This window comes from Streptomyces sp. NPDC086519, assembly GCF_040686075.1.
GTDB classification, from domain to species: Bacteria; Actinomycetota; Actinomycetes; order Streptomycetales; family Streptomycetaceae; genus Streptomyces; species Streptomyces shenzhenensis.
Genome location: NZ_JBFBJL010000020.1, coordinates 40,537 through 59,571, shown reverse-complemented (window position 1 = coordinate 59,571; position 19,035 = coordinate 40,537). Strand labels below are relative to the sequence as shown.

The following is a 19,035-nucleotide window of genomic DNA, read 5'->3' as shown; positions in this document are numbered from 1 at the left end:
AGCCACCGCCCGGCGCGGTCATCGAGCGAACCCGAGTCCCGTCTCTCGTCGGAGGTCCCCGTGGACACCGTATCCCTGCCCGACACCTGGGTGTACGCCCTTCGCCTGCCCCATGATCCCCGCGCGGCACGCGTCGCACGCATGACCGTACGGGCGGCACTCAGCGGCCATGGCAGGCACGAAGTCCTCGACACCGTCGAACTGTTGACGTCCGAACTGGTCACCAACGCCTACCGGCACACACGCGGCCCCGCCTCCCTCCGGCTCACCGCCCTCGCGGACGGCCGGCTGCGGGTCGGGGTCTGGGACAGTCACCCGCGTATTCCCGCTCCCTTCGGGAAGCCCCCCTGGGACCGTGTGCCGTTCGTTCCGGCGGAAGCCGAGCGGGGGCGCGGGCTGCGGCTCGTGCAGGAGTACGCGGACTCGTGGGGCGGCCTGCCCGTCGGAGACGGCGGTCCGCTCGACCGCGGTGCCGGGAAGCTGCTGTGGTTCGAGGTCGGCGAGTGCTGACGGCAGGTCAAGCTCCGGTCAATCCACCCGGTGGCCGTTCTCCCGGTGCATGCCGCATGGAACACTTCCTGGGTTGCAGAAGTGAAAAGAGTGGCTCAGCCGACGGGGAGCGGATGCGATGAGCGCGCGGCAGGCAAGGAAGATGTTCCAGTTGATGGCCGGCGGTGAGCCCGTCGAGCTCACCAACGCCTGGGGCTCCGTGAAGAAGCTCGCCCGACTCGCCTTCGTCGCCCAGCAGTTCGGGTACGAGTACGCCGACGCCCGGTACGCCGGCTCCCGCAACAACGTGCTCAAGCTCCTCATCGTGCCCGACCACAGCCCGCAGGGCCGGGCTCGGGCCGCGCAGAACTGGGCGCAGTACCCGAACGCGGCCGACGGTGTCTCGCTCCCGCCCCTCGTCCCCGACGCCGTCGAGCTGCTCAGGGCCCGCATCCAGTTCGACCTCACCGGTAAGAACGCCGAGAAGCGGTTGGCGATCTCGGCCGGTGCCATCACCCTCGGGCTGGTCTTCGCCGCTGTGCGCAACGGCGGGGGCGCGGGCCCCGTCGTCATCGCCGGGGTGGTGTGGGTCATCGCCATGGCGGTCATGGGGCTCGGTTTCTTCGTCACGCGCGGGCGCAACGCCAAGTTCGCGCAGCGGCTCCGGGCCGCCGGGTTCGTGCCGGTGACGGAACAGAGCGGGCGGGTGCGGTATCTGCCGCCCGGCACGCCCATGCCCATGCAACAGGGACCAATGCAACAGGGACCAATGCAACAGGGGTCGGTGCAACATCCCCAGTACCAGCCCCCGCAGCCCCACCCCCACCCCCAGCCCCAGTACCAGCCCGGCCCCTACGGCCCCCACACCCCGTACGGCGGCCAGAGCGGTCACGGCCCCTACGGCGGTCAACCCCCCGCCGCCCCCGCCGGTTACGGTCAGCAGCCGCCCCCGCCCCACACCCCCGGCCCCTACGCCCAGCCCGCCGGGCCGTACGCCCCGCCCCAGCAGCCCCCCGGCCCCTACGCCCCCGGCCCCTACCACCAGCAGCCCCCGCAGCCCCCGTACCCCTCCCGCTGACCCACCCCCGCCCCCGACCTCTCACCGGGCCTCGCCTCAGGGTGAGAGCAACGTTCCCTTCCGGTCACCCACAGCCACAGCGTGGAAACGACGCCTCCCTACCTTCGGCTCAGTCACTCGTAGCAGACCGAGCACGCGGAGCACCGTGGAGGCGTCATGACAGCCCCAGCCCCTACCTCACGCAGTCACTGGATCCAGGAGTGGGATCCGGAGGACGAGACCTTCTGGAAAGAGACCGGGGAGAAGGTCGCACGACGCAATCTGTACTTCTCCGTGCTCTCCGAGCACATCGGGTTCTCGATCTGGACGCTGTGGTCCGTGCTGGTGCTCTTCATGGGCCCGGAGTACGGGCTCACCCCGGCCGACAAGTTCCTGCTGACGTCGATGGTGACGCTGCTCGGCGCCGTCGTCCGCGTCCCCTACACCTTCGCCGTCGCGATCTTCGGCGGGCGGAACTGGACGATCATCTCGGCCAGCCTCCTCCTCATCCCGACCATCGCCGCGTTCGCGGTGATGAAGCCGGGGACCTCGTTCGGCACGTTCCTGTGGATCGGGCTCCTCGCGGGTATCGGCGGCGGCAACTTCGCCTCCTCCATGACCAACATCAACGCCTTCTTCCCGCTGAAGAAGAAGGGGTGGGCCCTCGGGCTGAACGCGGGCGGCGGCAACGTCGGTGTCGCCGCGATCCAGCTCGTGGCCCTCGCGGTCATCGGGGCCAGCGGCGGCCCGCGCGTGCTGCTCGGGATCTACATCCCGCTGATCGTCGTCGCCGCCGTCTGCGCCGCGCTCTTCATGGACAACATCGAGAACGTCAAGAACGACACCGGCGCCGCCAAGGACGCCGCGAAGGACGCCCACACCTGGATCATGTCCCTGCTCTACATCGGGACGTTCGGGTCGTTCATCGGCTACAGCTTCGCCTTCGGGCAGGTGCTCACCAACCAGTTCGGCCGTACGCCGCTGCAGGCGACCTACCTCACCTTCATGGGCCCGCTGCTCGGCTCCCTGATCCGTCCCGTGGGCGGCTGGCTCGCCGACAAGTACGGCGGCTCGAAGATCACTCTGTACAACTACGTCGCCATGGCCGCCGCCACCGCCGTCCTGGTCGTCGCCAGCATGCAGAAGTCGCTGCCCCTGTTCGTCATCGCCTTCGTCGTCCTGTTCGCGCTCACCGGTATCGGCAACGGCTCGACGTTCAAGATGATCCCCGGCATCTTCCACACCAAGGCCCTCGCGAGGGGGCTGGAAGGTGAGGAGGCGGTCAAGTACGGGCGCCGGCTCTCGGGTGCCTCCATGGGCCTCATCGGCGCGGTCGGCGCGCTCGGCGGCGTCGGAATCAACCTCGCCTTCCGGCAGTCCTTCCTCTCCTACGGCTCCGGAACCGGCGCGTTCGTCGCCTTCCTGGCCTACTACGGCCTCTGCTTCGCCATCACCTGGGCCGTATACCTTCGCCGGCCGGCCGAGCAGCAGCGGTCCGCGACCGCCACCGAGGCAAAGGCGCAGCTCAGCTACGCCGAGGTGTGACGTAACACTGGTGACATGAACCCGAACCGAGCCTGTCACGCGCCGTTGACAGGCTCGTTCGGCATGCGGGTCAGCTAGGAGAGCAGCCATGGACGAGGAACAGCAGCAGCGGCCGGAGGCCGGTCAGCACGGTCCTCTCGCGGGGTTCACCGTGGGAGTCACGGCCGCGCGCCGCGCCGACGAGCTCGGGGCCCTGCTGCAGCGGCGAGGTGCCGCCGTGCTGCACGCCCCCGCCCTGCGCATCGTGCCGCTCGCAGACGACGGCGAACTGCTCGCCGCCACGAAGGAGATCATCGACCAGGCGCCGGACATCGTGGTGGCGACCACCGCGATCGGCTTCCGGGGGTGGGTCGAGGCCGCCGACGGCTGGGGCTTCGGCGAGCAGTTGCTCGGGCGGCTGCGGGACGTGGAGCTGCTGGCCCGCGGTCCCAAGGTGAAGGGGGCCATCCGGGCCGCCGGGCTGACCGAGGAGTGGTCGCCGTCCTCCGAGTCCATGGCCGAGGTGCTCGACCGGCTCCTGGAGGAGGGCGTCGACGGCCGCCGGATCGCCGTACAGCTGCACGGGGAGCCGCTGCCGGGGTTCGTGGAGTCGCTGCGGGCGGCGGGCGCGGAGGTGGTGCCGGTGCCGGTGTACCGGTGGATGCCGCCGGAGGACCTGGGGCCGGTGGACCGGCTGCTCGACGCGGTGGTCTCCCGCTCGGTCGACGCGCTCACCTTCACCAGCGCGCCCGCCGCCGCCTCGCTGATCTCCCGCGCCGAGCACCGCGGGCTGCTCGGCGACCTGCTCGCCGCCCTCGGCCACGACGTCGTCCCCGCCTGCGTCGGACCGGTCACGGCCCTGCCGCTCCAGGCCCTCGGCGTCGACACCATCCAGCCGGAACGCTTCCGGCTCGGCCCCCTCGTCCAGCTGCTCTGCCAGGAACTCCCGTCCCGGGCGCGGGCGTTGCCCATCGCCGGCCATCGCGTCGAGATCCGGGGCCACGCGGTCCTCGTCGACGGCGCGCTGAAGCCGGTACCGCCGGCCGGGATGTCCCTGCTGCGCGCGCTGTCCCGCCGTCCGGGCTGGGTGGTCGCCCGCGCGGAACTGCTGCGCGCGCTGCCGGGCGCCGGACGCGACGAACACGCCGTGGAGACGGCGATGGCCCGCCTGCGTACGGCCCTGGGCGCGCCGAAGCTGATCCAGACCGTCGTCAAGCGGGGCTACCGGCTGGCGCTGGACCCGGCGGCGGACACGAAGTACGCGGACGTGTGAGGCGTCGGCCGGGACTGTCGGCCGGCCCTTGTCACAGGTACGTCGCCTGATGGACGTACAGGCACTCATGCCGCGGGACGATCACGTCCAGGAAGGCTCCGCCGGGGACATGCGCGACGTTCCCCTTGGGCCCGGCCTCCTGGCAGGAAGCGCCGTCGAGGGCACCGCGGTCCACCGCACCGCCCGCGGTGAGGCGACCGTGCCGGTCGCGGCCGTCAACGCTGCCGCCGCCCGCGGATCAGCGACCGGACCACCGTCTTCGACAAGCTGATCCGGCTTCTGGCGCTTCGGCTGCTCCTGCCACGCCACAGCGGGCCTCACCTGCTCGGCCGCAGCGATCCGCAAGCCGCTGGAGCGGGCCTCACCTGCTCGGCCGCAGCGATCCGCAAGCCGCTGGAGCGGGCCTCACCTGCTCGGCCGCAGCGATTCGCAAGCCGCCACGGCGGGCACCGCCTGCTCGGCCGCAACGAGCCCCATCCGCCACGACGGGCGGATCCGACTGGCCTCTTCACCCACCTGCACCGGTCGGGATGATCGGTCGGGTGAACTGCCGCCGCGGCGATCGGGCGGCCGGCCCATTCCCGCTCGCAGGCCGCCCCCGGGGGTGGTGAGGTCGACTCCGCGGGGGGAGTTCCGCGACCGTCAACAAAGGAAGACCATGAGACGCTTCGCCACCCGGGCCGCTCTGGCGTGCCTGTCCACCGCTGTCGCCGCCGCGGTGCTCACCTGCCCCTCCGCCACCGCGCTGTCCGTACCGGCCGACGGCGTGTCCCGCAGCGCCGCCACGGCCGCACTCCACCGCCAGACACTGGCCGACCTCGACACCGCCATGCACGGCGAGGCGTACGCCAGCGTCGCCTACACCTTCTACGCCGCCCAAGCCGACCGCGAGAAACTTCCTGGCGCCGCAGGGCTCTACCGCAAGACGGCATCGGTGGAACTCAACGAGCACTTCCGTGAGGAGGCGGCCCTTGCCGGAGTGGTCGGCAGCGACGCGGCCAACCTGCGCGCCGCCATCGCCGGCGAGACCTATGAGACGACCACCATGTATCCCACCTTCGCCCGGCAGGCCGCGGCCGACGGCGACGCCAACGCCGCCGCGCTGTTCGCCGAGATCGGCAAGGACGAGGCACGCCACCTGGCGGCGTTCCGAGCGGCCCTGAAAGTCGTCGAGACCGGCCGCGGCCAGATCCCCGCCCCGCCGTCCGTCGACGCCGTCCAGGTCCCCGCCGGCGGCCGGAAGGTCCACTCCGCCCGCACCCTGGCCAACCTCGACACCGCCATGCACGGCGAAGCCCTCGCCCGCGCCCGCTACACCCTCTACGCCGACCACGCCGCCGCCCACCACCGCCCTGCTCTGGCCCGCCTGTTCCAGGGCATCGCCCAAGTCGAGTTTCACGAGCACTTCGCCGGCGAAGCCGTTCTGTACGGCCTGGTCGGCACCACCCGGGCCAACCTGACCAAGACCATCGCCGGTGAACGCTACGAGGCCGAGGTCATGTACCCCACCTTCGCTCGCCGTGCCGACGCCGTCGGCGACCACCAGGCCGCCCGCCTGTTCCGCGACAACGCCGCCGACGAAGCCGGACACGCCAAGGCCTTCCGGGAGATGCTCAACCGCCTCCACTGACACACCCCCACGGACACATCCCGCCATCTGTCACGGCCTTGAGGGTCTCCCCGCGGGAGGCCCGCCGTGATCTGCCACCGGCGTGCTCAGACGCCGGACACGTGGGCGAGTTGGCCGACGGCCGCCGTGATGGCCATGGCGAGTCCGCCGCCGATGACCACGCGCAGCGCCGGACGAAGGACGGCGGTTCCGGCGGCGCGGGCGGCGAGCACCCCTGCCAGGGCAAGGCCGCAGAGGGTGACCGCGACGATCAGCCACAGGCGTGCGGTGGTGGTCCCGGCGAGAAGGCCGAGGAAGGGCACGAGCCCGCCGCCGAGGAAACTGGCGGCCGACGCGAGGGAGGCCTGGAGGGGGTTGGCCGCGGTGTGCTCGCTGTGGCCCAGCTCGTCGCGCAGATGAGCCTTGAGCGGGTCGGCCTCGTGCAGCGCCTCGGCGACCTGCCGGGCGAGCTCCGGCGGCACGCCCCGGCTCTCGTAGATGCCGGTGAGCTCGGTGAGCTCGGCCTCGGGGAATTCGGCGAGCTCGCGGGCCTCCTTCGCGAGGTCGGCGGTCTCGACGTCGACCTGGGAGCTGACGGAGACGTACTCGCCGGCGGCCATCGCCATCGCACCGGCGGACAGGCCCGCCAGACCGCCCGTGACGACAGTGGAGGTGCCCGCTCCGCTCGTGGCCAGGCCCACCATCAGGCTGGCAATGGAGACCAGGCCGTCGTTGGCGCCGAGCACGGCGGCCCGCAGCCACCCGGCCCGGCCGGCGGCGTGGCTTTCCCGGTGGGGGTTGAGCATGTCGAAGAAGGTCATCGGTTTCGCGTTTCTATCGGTCGGTCAAGATCAGTGGAGACAGGAAGCCGGCCGGTTGCCCGGTCGGAACGTTTCCCCTTCAGGGACAAGGCCCGGCCCCTCGTCGGGGACCGTCCGGGCGACCTCCTCGCCGTGCTCCGGCAACGGCGATTCGCCGCGCCCGACCGCTGCCGGACGTGACGACAGGCCTGCGCGCCGTCCATGTCCGGCAGGCCGGGGCCGGGTACCACCGCTGCGGACCCGGGCTCCGCCGGCGTGGCCCGCCCCGGACCCCGCACTAGGCAGTCAGCGATCACAGAACCCGCCGCACCCCGGTACACGTCGCCGTACTCATCTGATTCCGCTCCCGTGCCAGGTCGCTTTCCAGCCGATTCGGTGGTCACGTCCATCGTGCTCACATGCCGGGGCCGATCGCTTGGGCCGAGTGGCCCCGACTCCGCCTGAACCGGCGACCGAAGACACGGGCCGGGGCCGCTGGTGTCTGAGCGCGTGTGCGACACGAAGCCGCTGTGGTCAAGGGGGCCGTGCAAGGGGAGCAGAGGACCCCTCGGACCAGCGCTCGGTCACGGCAGCCGGGGTTCCGCGAAGCGCTCGAAGATGTGGAGCACGCGCGGCTCGCCGAGGCGTTCCGCGTCGACGACAGGCCCGGCGAGGGGGGCCGAGATCTTCTCCCGCACCGGGGGACGAGCGGACCGGCTGGGCGTCGTACGACGTTCTGGCACGGGAACCCCGCGGAACACCGGTACGAGGACTTCCGGCCGCGCGCCGCACCGGGCACTGTGAACAGAACGGTTCCCCCGTCCTAGGCGGTGACAGGCACATGGCACTGGGTACGGCCGCGGCCCCGTACGAGCCGCGCTTCGACGCCGGGCGGATCTGCCTGGATCTGCTCGCGACCACGCATCCCGGCGAACGGCTCGACGGGCTCGCGGCGTTGCGGGCCTGGATCACCGGCTCCGGACTCGTCCCGCCCGGCACCCCGCTGGCCGACGCCGACGCCGGCTGGCTGGCCGGATTCCGTGACCTGCGCGGCCATGTCGGGCAGTTGGTGCGGGGCCGGAACACGCCGGGGATCGGGCCGTACGACCGCGATCTCGCCCGCGTCAACGACCTCGCCCGCGCCGCCGCGCCCCCGGCCCCGCGCGCCGTGCCCGGTGACGACGGTCTCCTGGTGCGGGAGTTGGCCGGTCCGCCGGAGTGCGCCGCGCTGCTCGCCGCCGTCGCCCGGGACGCCGTGGAGCTGCTCACCGATCCCGTCGCGCGGGCGGCGATCAGGGAGTGCGAGGGCGACAACTGCCGCCTCGTGTATCTGGACACCTCCCGGGGCCGCCGGCGCCGCTGGTGCTCCAGCGAGGTCTGCGGGAACCGTGAGCGGGTGGCCCGGCACCGGCGCCGGGCCGCGCTCGCCCGCGCGTGACCGCCGTCACGCCGCACCCAACTCGCGTCCCATTCGGGGCTTCTGTCGGATCTTCACCGGAGCTCCGTGAAGGTGATTTCGACAACACTCCGTTTGGCGGCGGGCGAGTTCGGGCAGCTCGGCCGCCTTCGACGTTGTGTCGGAAATGTAAAGATCACGCGGTGGGAATGTGGGGGCATGTCCCGCTCGTCATGTCACCTCGAAGAAAAATGTGAGGTCTTGTTGAACACCCCGCGAGTCACTTCCGTACCGGTGGGGGAGCGACCGACTGGGGGAACCCCCGGACACCGGAGGTGGGCGTGCGCAAGGATGCGGCCGTGGCCAATGAACGTGGATCGAGGGCCCGACATCGCATGTCCCAGCCCTCGGAGCCTGATGAGGAGCTGATGCGTGCTCTCTACCGTGAGCACGCCGGACCTCTCCTTGCGTATGTCCTTCGGCTGGTCGCCGGTGATCGGCAACGCGCCGAGGACGTCGTGCAAGAGACACTCATCCGTGCCTGGAAGAACGCCGGACAGCTCAATCGAGCTACCGGATCGGTACGCCCCTGGCTGGTGACGGTCGCTCGCCGCATCGTCATCGACGGTCACCGCAGCCGGCAGGCCCGGCCGCAGGAGGTCGATCCGTCGCCGCTGGAGGTCATCCCCGCGGAGGACGAGATCGACAAGGCGCTGTGGCTGATGACGCTGTCTGACGCGCTCGACGACCTGACCCCGGCCCACCGGGAGGTGCTCGTCGAGACGTACTTCAAGGGGCGTACCGTCAACGAGGCGGCCGAAACGCTGGGTATACCCAGCGGCACCGTCCGTTCGCGGGTGTTCTATGCCCTCAGGTCGATGAAGCTGGCACTGGAGGAGCGGGGGGTGACGGCGTGATGAGTGTGTACGGGGGGCACGGCGGATTCGGCACAGGTGGTTCGGGTATGTCTGGGGCCATGCAGGAATCTCCGGTGCCCAATGAGCACGAGACTGTCGGCGCGTATGCGCTCGGGATTCTCGACGACGCCGAGGCAACCGCTTTCGAGGCTCATCTGGCCGGGTGCGAATGGTGCGCCCAGCAGCTCGACGAGCTGGCCGGAATGGAGCCCATGCTCGCGGCCCTGGCGGATCTGCCGGGTTCCGGAAGTACCCCGTCCATCGGCGAGTCGCTGTCCGCCAGGCCCAGCCCGCGGATGGTCGAGAAGCTCGTCGTCGAGGTCTCCGAGAAGCGGAAGGTCCGCAGCCGGCGGAACATCTTCGCGCTGGCGGCCTCCATCGTGCTGATCGCCGGCGGCTCGGCGGCCGGCGTGGCGCTGGGCGGCGGCTCGGACAGCGGCACGACCACGGCCGCGGCCCCGGCCCAGGCGGCCTTCCAGACCATGACCGACAAGAAGTCGGCCACGGACCCGACGACCCACGTCACCGCGACCGTCGCCGTCGAGAAGAAGGACTGGGGCACCCACGCGGTCCTCCAGCTCAAGAACGTCGCCGGACCGGAGAAGTGCTCGCTCATCGCCGTCGGCAAGAACGGCGAGCGCGAGACGGTGTCCTCGTGGTCCGTCCCGAACTGGGGCTACGGCCTCCCCGACGCCACGACGGAGAAGGCCAAGCAGCCGCTCTACGTCAACGGCGGCGCCGCTTTCACGCCCAACGAGATCGACCACTTCGAGGTCATGACTTTCAGCGGCAAGAAGCTCGTCTCGGTCAGCGCGTAGCTTCGGCGGGCCCCCTTCGCGTACGGTTGACGGCTGCCCAGCACGTCAGAAGGGGGCCCGGTGGCCGCTCAGGCTCAGCAATCCGCGGTCGGCTCTCACGGTTCGCGACAGGACTCCGTCCAGGATTCCGTTCGGGACCGTGAGATCAGCGTCGAACAGGAACACCTCGACCGGGTGTACCGCCGCCTTGAGGAGAAGATCCACGAGGCGGAGTTCCTGATGAACGACGCGGCCAAGCGCGGTCAGGTAGGCACCCCCGGCGCCCTCGCCGAGCGGGACGCGCAGGTCTTCCGGGCGGGCATCCACCTGAACCGGCTCAACAACGAGTTCGAGGACTTCCTCTTCGGCCGTATCGACCTGCTCCAGGGCAAGGACGGCAAGAAGGGGCCCGACGGCGCCTACACCGCCGTGGAACCCGCCGAGGGCGCGGTGCGCGCCGACAACACCGCCGACATCGCCGAGACCCTGCACATCGGCCGCATCGGCGTCCTCGACCAGGACTACTCGCCGCTGGTCATCGACTGGCGCGCCCCGGCCGCGGCGCCCTTCTACAGGTCCACTCCGGTGGATCCCGGGCGTGTCGTACGACGCCGGGTGATCCGCTCCAAGGGCCGCCGGGTCCTCGGTGTCGAGGACGACCTGATGCGCCCCGAGCTGACCGCCTTCCTGGACGGCGGCACGCTGCCCGTCATCGGCGACGGCGCCCTGATGGCCGCCCTCGGCCAGGCCCGCAGCCACACCATGCGGGACATCGTCGCCTCCATCCAGGCCGAGCAGGACCTGGTCATCCGCGCCCCCGCCGCCTCCGTGACCTACGTCGAGGGCGGCCCGGGAACCGGCAAGACGGCCGTCGCCCTGCACCGCGCCGCCTACCTGCTCTACCAGGACCGGCGCCGGTACGCGGGCGGCATCCTGATCGTCTCCCCGACCCCGCTGCTGGTCGCGTACACCGAGGGCGTGCTGCCGTCCCTCGGCGAGGAGGGCCAGGTCGCCATCCGCGCCATCGGCTCCCTGGTCGAGGGCGCCGAGGCCACCCTGTACGACACGCCGGCCACCGCCCGCGCCAAGGGCTCCTCCCGGATGCTGAGGGTGCTGCGCAAGGCCGCCCGCGGAGCCCTGGAGCTGAACGGTTCACCGACCCGGCTCAGGGTCGTCGCCTTCAACCGCCGCCTTGAGCTGGAGGCCGAGGAACTCGACCGCATCAGGCACAACGCGCTGGGCGGCACGGCCCCGGTCAACCTGCTCCGCCCCCGCGCCCGCAAGCTGCTCCTGGACGCCCTGTGGGCCCGCTCCGGCGCGGCCGGCCGGCACACCGACCCGGAGCTCGCCGCCGAACTGCGCTCCTCCTTCGACGAGGACATCGTCACCGAGGACTCCTTCATCGAGTTCCTCGACGCCTGGTGGCCCGAGCTGACCCCGCAGGCCGTCCTCACCGCCATGACCGACGAGAGACGCCTCGGCCGCTGGGCCCGCCGCATCCTCAACCCCGGCGAGATCCGCCGGGTGGCCCGCTCCCTGAAGCGGGACGGCCACACCGTGCACGACATCGCCATGCTCGACGAACTCCAGGCCGTCCTCGGCACCCCCGCCCGCCCCCGGAAGAAGCGCGAGGCCCACCCGCTGGACCAGCTCACCGGCCTGGAGGAGCTGATGCCGGTGCGCGAGGAGACGCAGCGCGAGCGCGCCGAACGGCTCGCCCAGGAGCGGGTGGAGTACGCCCACGTCATCGTCGACGAGGCGCAGGACCTCACCCCGATGCAGTGGCGGATGGTCGGCCGCCGCGGCCGGCACGCCACCTGGACGGTCGTCGGCGACCCCGCCCAGTCCTCCTGGTCCGACCCGGACGAGGCGGCCGAGGCCCGCGACGAGGCCCTGGGCAGCCGCCCGCGCCGCCGCTTCGAGCTCACGGTGAACTACCGCAACCCCGCCGAGATCGCCGAGCTGGCCGCGAAGGTCCTGGCCCTCGCCATGCCCGGCTCCACGTCCCCCTCGGCCGTCCGCTCCACCGGCGTCCGGCCGCGCTTTGTGACGACGGGCGGTCTTGTGACGGCGGACAGTTTTGTGACAACGGAGGGCGGACCCGGCCCCGCGGGGCACGACTCGCTCGAGAAGACCGTACGAACCGAGGCCGAGCGGTTGCTGGACCTGGTCGACGGCACGGTCGGCGTGGTCGTCGCCATGGACCGGCGCGCCGAGGCCGCCCGCTGGCTCGCCGGGCTCGGCGACCGGGTGGTGGCGCTCGGCAGCCTGGAGGCCAAGGGCCTGGAGTACGACGCCACGGTCGTCGTCTCGCCCGCGGAGATCGCCGACGAGTCCCCGGCCGGGCTGCGCGTGCTGTACGTGGCCCTCACCCGGGCGACGCAGCAGCTGACGGTGGTCTCGGGGGAGCGGGACGTACCGGACGACGCGGGGGTCCCGGACCTGCTCAGGGACTGACGGAGGGAGCGTGACAGGTCCCCCGGCCAGGCCCGTTCGGCTGGTTCGGCCGGAGTTTTCCTGTGAAGTCCCCGGACGGGAATGGCCAAGCGGGATCCGTTTGTTAGCCTTGTCGTGACACCGGCTCGATCCAAGCCCCCGGGCCCAACCTTTGTCGCTGCGAGCGACCACTTGCCGCGAGGCGAGCATGGCGGGTCGGTGTCATGAACGTCGAAGAGGCCCACGTCACCCTGTGACGTGGGCCTCTTTTTCGCGCGAACAATACGCACGAAACCCGGTCCGGCTAACGCCTACTGGGGGGTAGGTGCGACGATCGGACGGCACTACCCGCGACACGGTGAACAACGAAGGAAGTCGGCCATGGCAACGGCGCCCAGCGTCTCCTACTCGATGACCATCCGGCTGGAGGTGCCCGCGAGCGGAACCGCCGTCTCGCAGCTCACCACCGCCGTGGAGTCCTCCGGAGGCTCGGTCACCGGCCTCGACGTCACCGCGTCCGGCCACGAGAAGCTCCGTATCGACGTCACCATCGCGGCCAGCTCCACCGCCCACGCCGACCAGATCGTCCAGCAGCTGCGCGGCATCGAGGGCGTCATCCTCGGCAAGGTCTCGGACCGTACGTTCCTCATGCACCTCGGCGGCAAGATCGAGATGCAGTCCAAGCACCCCATCCGCAACCGTGACGACCTCTCCATGATCTACACCCCGGGCGTCGCCCGCGTGTGCATGGCGATCGCGGAGAACCCCGAGGACGCGCGCCGCCTCACCATCAAGCGCAACTCCGTTGCGGTCGTGACGGACGGCTCCGCGGTCCTGGGCCTCGGCAACATCGGGCCGAAGGCCGCCCTGCCGGTCATGGAGGGCAAGGCGGCCCTCTTCAAGCGGTTCGCCGGCATCGACGCCTGGCCGCTGTGCCTGGACACCCAGGACACCGACGCGATCGTCGAGATCGTCAAGGCGATCGCCCCCGGGTTCGCCGGCATCAACCTCGAGGACATCTCCGCCCCCCGCTGCTTCGAGATCGAGGCGCGGCTGCGTGAGGCCCTCGACATCCCCGTCTTCCACGACGACCAGCACGGCACCGCGATCGTCGTCCTCGCCGCCCTGACGAACGCACTTCGCTGCACCGGCAAGGCGATTGAGAACATCCGGGTCGTCATGTCCGGCGCTGGCGCGGCCGGTACGGCCATCCTCAAGCTGCTGATCGCGGCCGGCTTGAAGAACGCCGTCGTCGCCGACATCCGCGGTGTCGTGCACTCCGCCCGCGAGGATCTGGTGGGCGCCCCCGCCGACTCGCCGCTGTGCTGGATCGCCGACAACACCAACCCCGAGAACCTGACCGGCACCCTCAAGGAGGCCGTGCGCGGCGCCGACGTCTTCATCGGCGTCTCCGCCCCGAACCTCCTCGACGGCGAGGACGTCGCGGCCATGGCCGAGGGCGCGATCGTGTTCGCACTCGCGAATCCGGACCCCGAGGTGGACCCCGCGATCGCCCGCCAGACGGCCGCCGTGGTGGCCACCGGCCGCTCCGACTTCCCGAACCAGATCAACAACGTACTGGTGTTCCCGGGTGTCTTCCGCGGCCTCCTGGACGCCCAGTCCCGTACGGTGAACACCGACATGATGCTCGCGGCCGCGAAGGCCCTCGCCGACGTGGTCACGGAGGACGAGCTGAACCCGAACTACATCATCCCGAGCGTCTTCAACGAGAAGGTCGCGGGAGCGGTGGCGGGCGCGGTACGGGAAGCGGCGAAGGGCGCCTGAAGGCTTTCAGGGGCGCGGGGCTGTCCCGGAAGCGCGCCGTCCACGCATGACGCCGGGGTCTGGGGGCAGCAGCCCCCAGGGAAACGTTTGTGAAACTTGCCACGCCATGTAACCGGCGCGTCGTGAAACCCCCCCTTCGGCCCAGCCGTAGGGTATGGGCGGCACCTGGATTGGCGTTCCCGCCGCAGGTGGGGGCAGGATGCGTCCCGGCCCAACATGCGGCTCCGCCGCGTGGCACGCCTCAATGGCAAGAAGAACACGGGAGTAACAACATGAACCGCAGTGAGCTGGTGGCCGCGCTGGCCGACCGTGCCGAGGTGACTCGCAAGGACGCCGACGCCGTGCTGGCCGCTTTCGCCGACGTCGTCGGCGACATCGTCTCCAAGGGCGACGAGAAGGTCACCATCCCCGGCTTCCTGACCTTCGAGCGCACCCACCGTGCCGCTCGTACCGCGCGCAACCCCCAGACCGGCGAGCCGATCAACATCCCGGCCGGGTACAGCGTGAAGGTCTCCGCGGGCTCGAAGCTGAAGGAATCCGCGAAGGGCAAGTGAGCCGAGGCGCTTCGCTTGAGCGCCGTGGGTGACCGGGGGCCCGCCGTGGCTGGTCGCGCCCACGTGGCGGTGGCCGCAGAGCCAGTTCCGGCCCCGCCCCCTGACGGGGCGCTTTGAACAACGACGATGGGGCGGCCCCTCCACCAGGGGCCGCCCCATCGTCGTACCGGCTCCCGCAGGCGTCAGCCGAGCGCCTTGCCCGGCGGTTCCACCGTCGCGCCGAGCTCTCTGGACTGCCCCCCCCGGACCCCCGGCCGGAGGGCGTTGCTCCGGGCCGGGGCCGGGTGGCGGCTGTCAGCCGAGCGCCTTGCCCGGCAGTTCGACCTTCGCGCCGAGTTCCATGAGCTTCTCCATGAAGTTCTCGTAGCCGCGGTTGATGAGGTCGATGCCGTGGACCCGGGAGGTGCCCTGGGCCGCGAGCGCGGCGATCAGATAGGAGAAGCCGCCGCGGAGGTCGGGGATGACGAGATCGGCGCCCTGGAGCTTCGTCGGCCCGGAGACGACCGCGGAGTGCAGGAAGTTGCGCTGGCCGAAGCGGCAGGCCGAGCCGCCCAGGCACTCGCGGTAGAGCTGGATGTGAGCACCCATCTGGTTCAGCGCGGAGGTGAAGCCGAGACGGGACTCGTAGACCGTCTCGTGCACGATCGAGAGGCCCGTCGCCTGGGTCAGGGCGACGACCAGCGGCTGCTGCCAGTCGGTCTGGAAGCCCGGGTGCACGTCCGTCTCCAGCGCGATGGACTTCAGCTGGCCGCCCGGGTGCCAGAAGCGGATGCCCTCGTCGTCGATCTCGAAGGCACCGCCCACCTTCCGGTAGGTGTTCAGGAACGTCATCATCGAGCGCTGCTGGGCGCCGCGGACGTAGATGTCGCCCTCGGTCGCCAGCGCCGCCGACGCCCAGGACGCGGCCTCCAGCCGGTCCGCCAGGGCGCGGTGGGTGTAGCCGCCGAGCTTGTCCACCCCGGTGATGCGGATCGTGCGGTCGGTGTCCATCGCGATGATCGCGCCCATTTTCTGCAGAACGCAGATCAGGTCCTCGATCTCCGGCTCGACGGCCGCGTTGGACAACTCCGTGACGCCCTCGGCGAGTACGGCCGTCAGCAGCACCTGCTCGGTCGCGCCGACCGACGGGTACGGCAGCCGGATCTTCGTGCCGCGCAGCCCCTTCGGCGCCTCCAGGTACTGGCCGTCCGCGCGCTTCTCGATGGTCGCACCGAACTGCCGCAGCACGTCGAAGTGGAAGTCGATCGGCCGGCCGCCGATGTCGCAGCCGCCCAGGCCCGGGATGAACGCATGTCCCAGGCGGTGCAGCAGAGGGCCGCAGAAGAGGATGGGGATCCGGCTGGAACCCGCGTGGGCATCGATGTCAGCGACGTTCGCGCTCTCCACGTACGTCGGATCGAGCACCAGCTCACCGGGTTCCTCGCCCGGACGTACCGTCACCCCGTGCAACTGCAGCAGGCCGCGCACCACCCGCACGTCACGGATGTCCGGAACGTTGCGCAGCCGACTGGGCGCACTGCCCAGGAGGGCGGCCACCATGGCCTTCGGCACGAGGTTCTTCGCACCGCGGACACGGATCTCGCCCTCCAGCGGGGTGCCGCCGTGGACAAGCAGGACATCGTCGTTGACGGTCATGAATCTCGCGTTCCATGGAGTTGGGCAGGGCCGGAGAGACAGAGTAATCGCCCATCGGCCCCCTCCCGTAGGCCCAAGGACCACCCAGCAACGTCATAGCTGTGTCACAACACGAACGGTGCCTAATCGGACACATGGGGTCACCGTCGGTGACCGTGCGCCCGGGGACGCCTCCTTGCGCCCTCCCGTCTCCCGCCACCCCCCTCGGACGAGGCCTCACCAGGGCGCCCCTCCCATTCGTGGCCGCATTCACTCCCGGGCCCGGATTGGCTCCCCATGCGACGGGAAGATGCGGGATCATGTCTGGCATGACCGAGGTGTCCTCGCTCACAGGGCGGCTGCTCGTGGCCACGCCCGCCCTGGCGGACCCGAACTTCGACCGTGCGGTGGTGCTCCTTCTCGACCACGACGAGGAGGGCTCCCTCGGTGTCGTCCTCAACCGGCCCACCCCGGTGGACGTCGGTGACATCCTGGAGGGCTGGGCCTCCCTCGCCGGCGAGCCGGGGGTCGTCTTCCAGGGCGGGCCGGTGTCCCTGGACTCCGCGCTCGGCGTCGCGGTCATCCCCGGCGGGGGGAACGGCGACCGCGCCCCGCTCGGCTGGCGCCGGGTGCACGGCGCGATCGGCCTGGTCGACCTGGAGGCCCCGCCGGAACTGCTCGCCTCGGCGCTCGGTTCGCTCCGGATCTTCGCCGGTTACGCCGGATGGGGCCCCGGCCAACTGGAGGACGAACTGGCCGAGGGTGCCTGGTACGTCGTCGAGTCCGAACCCGGGGACGTCTCCTCCCCGGCCCCCGAAAGGCTCTGGCGCGAGGTGCTGCGCCGCCAGCGCAACGAACTGGCGATGGTGGCCACCTACCCGGACGACCCCTCGCTCAACTGACGGCGGCCCTTCTCTCAACCGTTGCCGGGGCGCTTCAGTACCCTTGGCGTTTATGAGCACTCTTGAGCCCGAGCGCGGGACTGGTACGGGGACCCTCGTAGAGCCGACGCCGCAGGTGTCCCACGGCGACGGCGACCACGAGCGCTTCGCCCATTACGTCCAGAAGGACAAGATCATGGCGAGCGCCCTCGACGGCACCCCCGTCGTGGCGCTGTGCGGCAAGGTGTGGGTGCCCGGCCGCGACCCGAAGAAGTACCCCGTGTGCCCCATGTGCAAGGAGATCTACGAATCCATGGGCAGCGGCGGCGACGGCGAGGGTCAGGACAAGTAACCCGCTGGTCCGACAGCTCGGCTCTCTGAGGCCCCGGGCGCGCTTTGGCGTGCTTCGGGGCCTTTGCCGTGCCCGCGCGTTGCACGGAGTGCGTCAGGCGGTCACAGAGTGGTTGAGACCTCTTGTCGCCGTGTTCATGTTGTCCCTAGCCTCCGTGGTGTTGTGCAGAGCGAAACAGTCGTTGCACATGTTGCAACGAGCCATGTTTGAGCGCGCTCCCGGAGGGTCACCTCATGAAGCTCCCCGTCCCCGCACTCCTCGTCGGCGCCTACACCTACGGCGCGATGCCCTTCATCTGGGCCGGCGGCGGCGAACTGGCCACCGTCAAGGGCGGGGCGTACACCTCCGCGATCGACAGCGCGGCCGCCCGGAAGGGCATCAAGGCGCACACGTCCCTCTTCGGCGACGACAACTGCCCGGCCATGCGGCCGTGGAGGCGGGGAGCGTCAAGGGCGAGTACGCGGTGGTCCCGCCGCCGGGGGCCACGGCCGGCTCGATCGCGCAGGCCTTCGCGGGCGGCAACGACATCGGGGTGCTCAGGAGCACGACGCACCGGACCCTGGCCGTCGACCTGATGGCGAAACTGACCTCCCTCGCGGTACGGGCCGGGCGCCGCCATCGGTGTCGTCACGCTGCTGGTCCTGCTCGCCGTCACCCTGGTCTACCCGCGGCTGCTGCGCCGGCAGGGGGAGGAGCTGTGACCGTCGTGAATCTTGTGCGCGGGTTCGCGCGGCGGCCGGGGCGGACGGCCGCCGAGGGGGCGGCGCTGGTGATCGCCGTACTCGTCGCCTTTCCGCTGTACCGGATGGTGCTGGGAGCCTTCGAACCGGCCGGGGGGATCGGGTCGGGCCGGCCCAGGCCGTGGACTCTCTCGCCCTCTCTGGACTCCTTCCGGCGGGTGTTCGGGCAGCAGGAATTCGGCCGTCACTTCGTCAGCAGTCTGATCGTCGCGGGCAGTGTGGTCCTCGTCTCTGGGCTGATCGCCTTTCTCGCCGCGACCGCCGTGACCCGATTCCGGTTCCGCTTCCGGACCACCTTGTTGATCATGTTTCCGGTGGCCCGGACGGTGCCCGTGGAGGCCCTCGCCATCCCCCTCTTCTTCCAGATGCGGGGCTTCGGTCTGCTGAACACGCTGGGCTCGCTGATCCTGCCTCACATCGCCTTCTCGCTGCCCTTCGCGATCTGGATGCTGCGGGGGTTCGTGAAAGGGGTCCCTCAGGCGCTGGAGGAGGCCGCGTACATCGACGGGGCGAGCCGCTCGCTTTCTCTGGCAGATCCTTTTCCCGCTCGTCCTGCCGGGCCCGGTGGCCAAGAGCGTGTTTTCCTTCATCTCCGCCTGGAACGACTTCCTGTTCGCCAAGTCCTTCATCATCAGCGCCACTTCGAAGTCCACGCTGCCGATGGCGCTGCTGGTGTTCTTCAAGCCGGACGACCCCGACTGGGGCGGGGTGACGGCGGCCTCCACGGTGATGACGATTCCGGTACTGGTGTTCTTCGTACTCGTGCAGCGACGCCTGGTCTCGGGACTGGGCGGAGCGGTCAAGGACTGAC

General features: G+C 70.7%; 16 protein-coding genes and 3 pseudogenes. 16 read left to right on the top strand and 3 right to left on the bottom strand.

Features of this window, described 5'->3' with window-relative positions:
• The first annotated feature begins 60 nt into the window (after positions 1-60).
• The 4 genes from AB0P24_RS20540 (at position 61) to AB0P24_RS20525 (ending at position 4,343) form a co-directional block, all read left to right on the top strand.
• Positions 61-510, top strand: a complete 450-nt coding sequence (locus AB0P24_RS20540; RefSeq protein ID WP_181801528.1) for an ATP-binding protein — start codon at positions 61-63, stop codon at positions 508-510.
• 118 nt (positions 511-628) lie between these two features.
• The gene (locus tag AB0P24_RS20535) at positions 629-1,567 is read left to right on the top strand and encodes a hypothetical protein (RefSeq protein WP_365795919.1); all 939 of its coding nucleotides are present in this window, start codon (positions 629-631) and stop codon (positions 1,565-1,567) included.
• A gap of 156 nt (positions 1,568-1,723) precedes the next feature.
• Complete coding sequence (locus AB0P24_RS20530) at positions 1,724-3,091, top strand: nitrate/nitrite transporter (protein WP_365795917.1); 1,368 nt, start codon at positions 1,724-1,726, stop codon at positions 3,089-3,091.
• 88 nt (positions 3,092-3,179) lie between these two features.
• Entirely contained in the window at positions 3,180-4,343 is a 1,164-nt protein-coding gene (locus AB0P24_RS20525; protein ID WP_365795914.1) for a uroporphyrinogen-III synthase, read from the top strand.
• 31 nt (positions 4,344-4,374) lie between these two features.
• On the opposite strand, the gene AB0P24_RS20520 is transcribed toward AB0P24_RS20525, so the two are convergent.
• Complete coding sequence (locus tag AB0P24_RS20520) at positions 4,375-4,518, bottom strand: hypothetical protein (protein WP_365795912.1); 144 nt, start codon at positions 4,516-4,518, stop codon at positions 4,375-4,377.
• Positions 4,519-5,001: 483 nt separating this feature from the next.
• Between AB0P24_RS20520 and AB0P24_RS20515 the strand changes: the two genes are divergently transcribed.
• Positions 5,002-5,973, top strand: a complete 972-nt coding sequence (locus tag AB0P24_RS20515) for a ferritin family protein (RefSeq protein ID WP_365795910.1) — start codon at positions 5,002-5,004, stop codon at positions 5,971-5,973.
• An 86-nt stretch (positions 5,974-6,059) separates the two neighbouring features.
• Here AB0P24_RS20515 and AB0P24_RS20510 read toward each other — a convergent pair whose 3' ends face one another.
• Positions 6,060-6,773, bottom strand: coding sequence for a VIT family protein (locus AB0P24_RS20510; protein ID WP_365795908.1), 714 nt, complete (start codon positions 6,771-6,773; stop codon positions 6,060-6,062).
• 820 nt (positions 6,774-7,593) lie between these two features.
• Between AB0P24_RS20510 and AB0P24_RS20505 the strand changes: the two genes are divergently transcribed.
• The 6 genes from AB0P24_RS20505 (at position 7,594) to AB0P24_RS20480 (ending at position 14,637) form a co-directional block, all read left to right on the top strand.
• Complete coding sequence (locus AB0P24_RS20505) at positions 7,594-8,190, top strand: CGNR zinc finger domain-containing protein (protein ID WP_365795906.1); 597 nt, start codon at positions 7,594-7,596, stop codon at positions 8,188-8,190.
• A 353-nt stretch (positions 8,191-8,543) separates the two neighbouring features.
• Positions 8,544-9,065: a sigma-70 family RNA polymerase sigma factor gene (locus AB0P24_RS20500; protein WP_010039908.1), complete on the top strand. Its 522-nt coding sequence runs from the start codon at positions 8,544-8,546 to the stop codon at positions 9,063-9,065.
• 47 nt (positions 9,066-9,112) lie between these two features.
• Positions 9,113-9,883 carry a zf-HC2 domain-containing protein gene (locus tag AB0P24_RS20495; protein WP_365795904.1) on the top strand — a complete coding sequence of 257 codons (771 nt, stop codon included), beginning with the start codon at positions 9,113-9,115 and terminating at the stop codon, positions 9,881-9,883.
• Between the two features lie 60 nt (positions 9,884-9,943).
• Complete coding sequence (locus tag AB0P24_RS20490) at positions 9,944-12,319, top strand: UvrD-helicase domain-containing protein (protein ID WP_365795902.1); 2,376 nt, start codon at positions 9,944-9,946, stop codon at positions 12,317-12,319.
• A 360-nt stretch (positions 12,320-12,679) separates the two neighbouring features.
• A complete protein-coding gene (locus AB0P24_RS20485; protein ID WP_365795900.1) occupies positions 12,680-14,083 on the top strand; it encodes an NAD-dependent malic enzyme in 1,404 nt (467 codons plus the stop codon).
• A 272-nt stretch (positions 14,084-14,355) separates the two neighbouring features.
• Positions 14,356-14,637, top strand: a complete 282-nt coding sequence (locus AB0P24_RS20480) for an HU family DNA-binding protein (RefSeq protein ID WP_089106629.1) — start codon at positions 14,356-14,358, stop codon at positions 14,635-14,637.
• Between the two features lie 294 nt (positions 14,638-14,931).
• Here the strand turns inward: AB0P24_RS20480 and murA are convergent, their stop codons facing one another.
• The gene (gene murA / locus AB0P24_RS20475) at positions 14,932-16,272 is read right to left on the bottom strand and encodes a UDP-N-acetylglucosamine 1-carboxyvinyltransferase (RefSeq protein WP_365795897.1); all 1,341 of its coding nucleotides are present in this window, start codon (positions 16,270-16,272) and stop codon (positions 14,932-14,934) included.
• Positions 16,273-16,580: 308 nt separating this feature from the next.
• Here murA and AB0P24_RS20470 point away from each other — a divergent pair, with 308 nt between their 5' ends.
• From AB0P24_RS20470 to AB0P24_RS20450, 5 genes and pseudogenes are all read left to right on the top strand, one after another.
• Positions 16,581-17,153, top strand: coding sequence for a YqgE/AlgH family protein (locus tag AB0P24_RS20470; protein ID WP_365795895.1), 573 nt, complete (start codon positions 16,581-16,583; stop codon positions 17,151-17,153).
• A gap of 52 nt (positions 17,154-17,205) precedes the next feature.
• The gene (locus AB0P24_RS20465) at positions 17,206-17,484 is read left to right on the top strand and encodes a DUF3039 domain-containing protein (RefSeq protein ID WP_362586261.1); all 279 of its coding nucleotides are present in this window, start codon (positions 17,206-17,208) and stop codon (positions 17,482-17,484) included.
• Positions 17,485-17,747: 263 nt separating this feature from the next.
• Positions 17,748-18,076 (top strand): annotated as a pseudogene (locus AB0P24_RS20460) (ABC transporter substrate-binding protein); the annotation flags it as partial.
• Between the two features lies 1 nt (position 18,077).
• Positions 18,078-18,185 (top strand): annotated as a pseudogene (locus AB0P24_RS20455) (sugar ABC transporter permease); the annotation flags it as partial.
• A gap of 5 nt (positions 18,186-18,190) precedes the next feature.
• Positions 18,191-19,034, top strand: a pseudogene (locus AB0P24_RS20450) (carbohydrate ABC transporter permease).
• The last annotated feature ends 1 nt before the right edge of the window (position 19,035 follow it).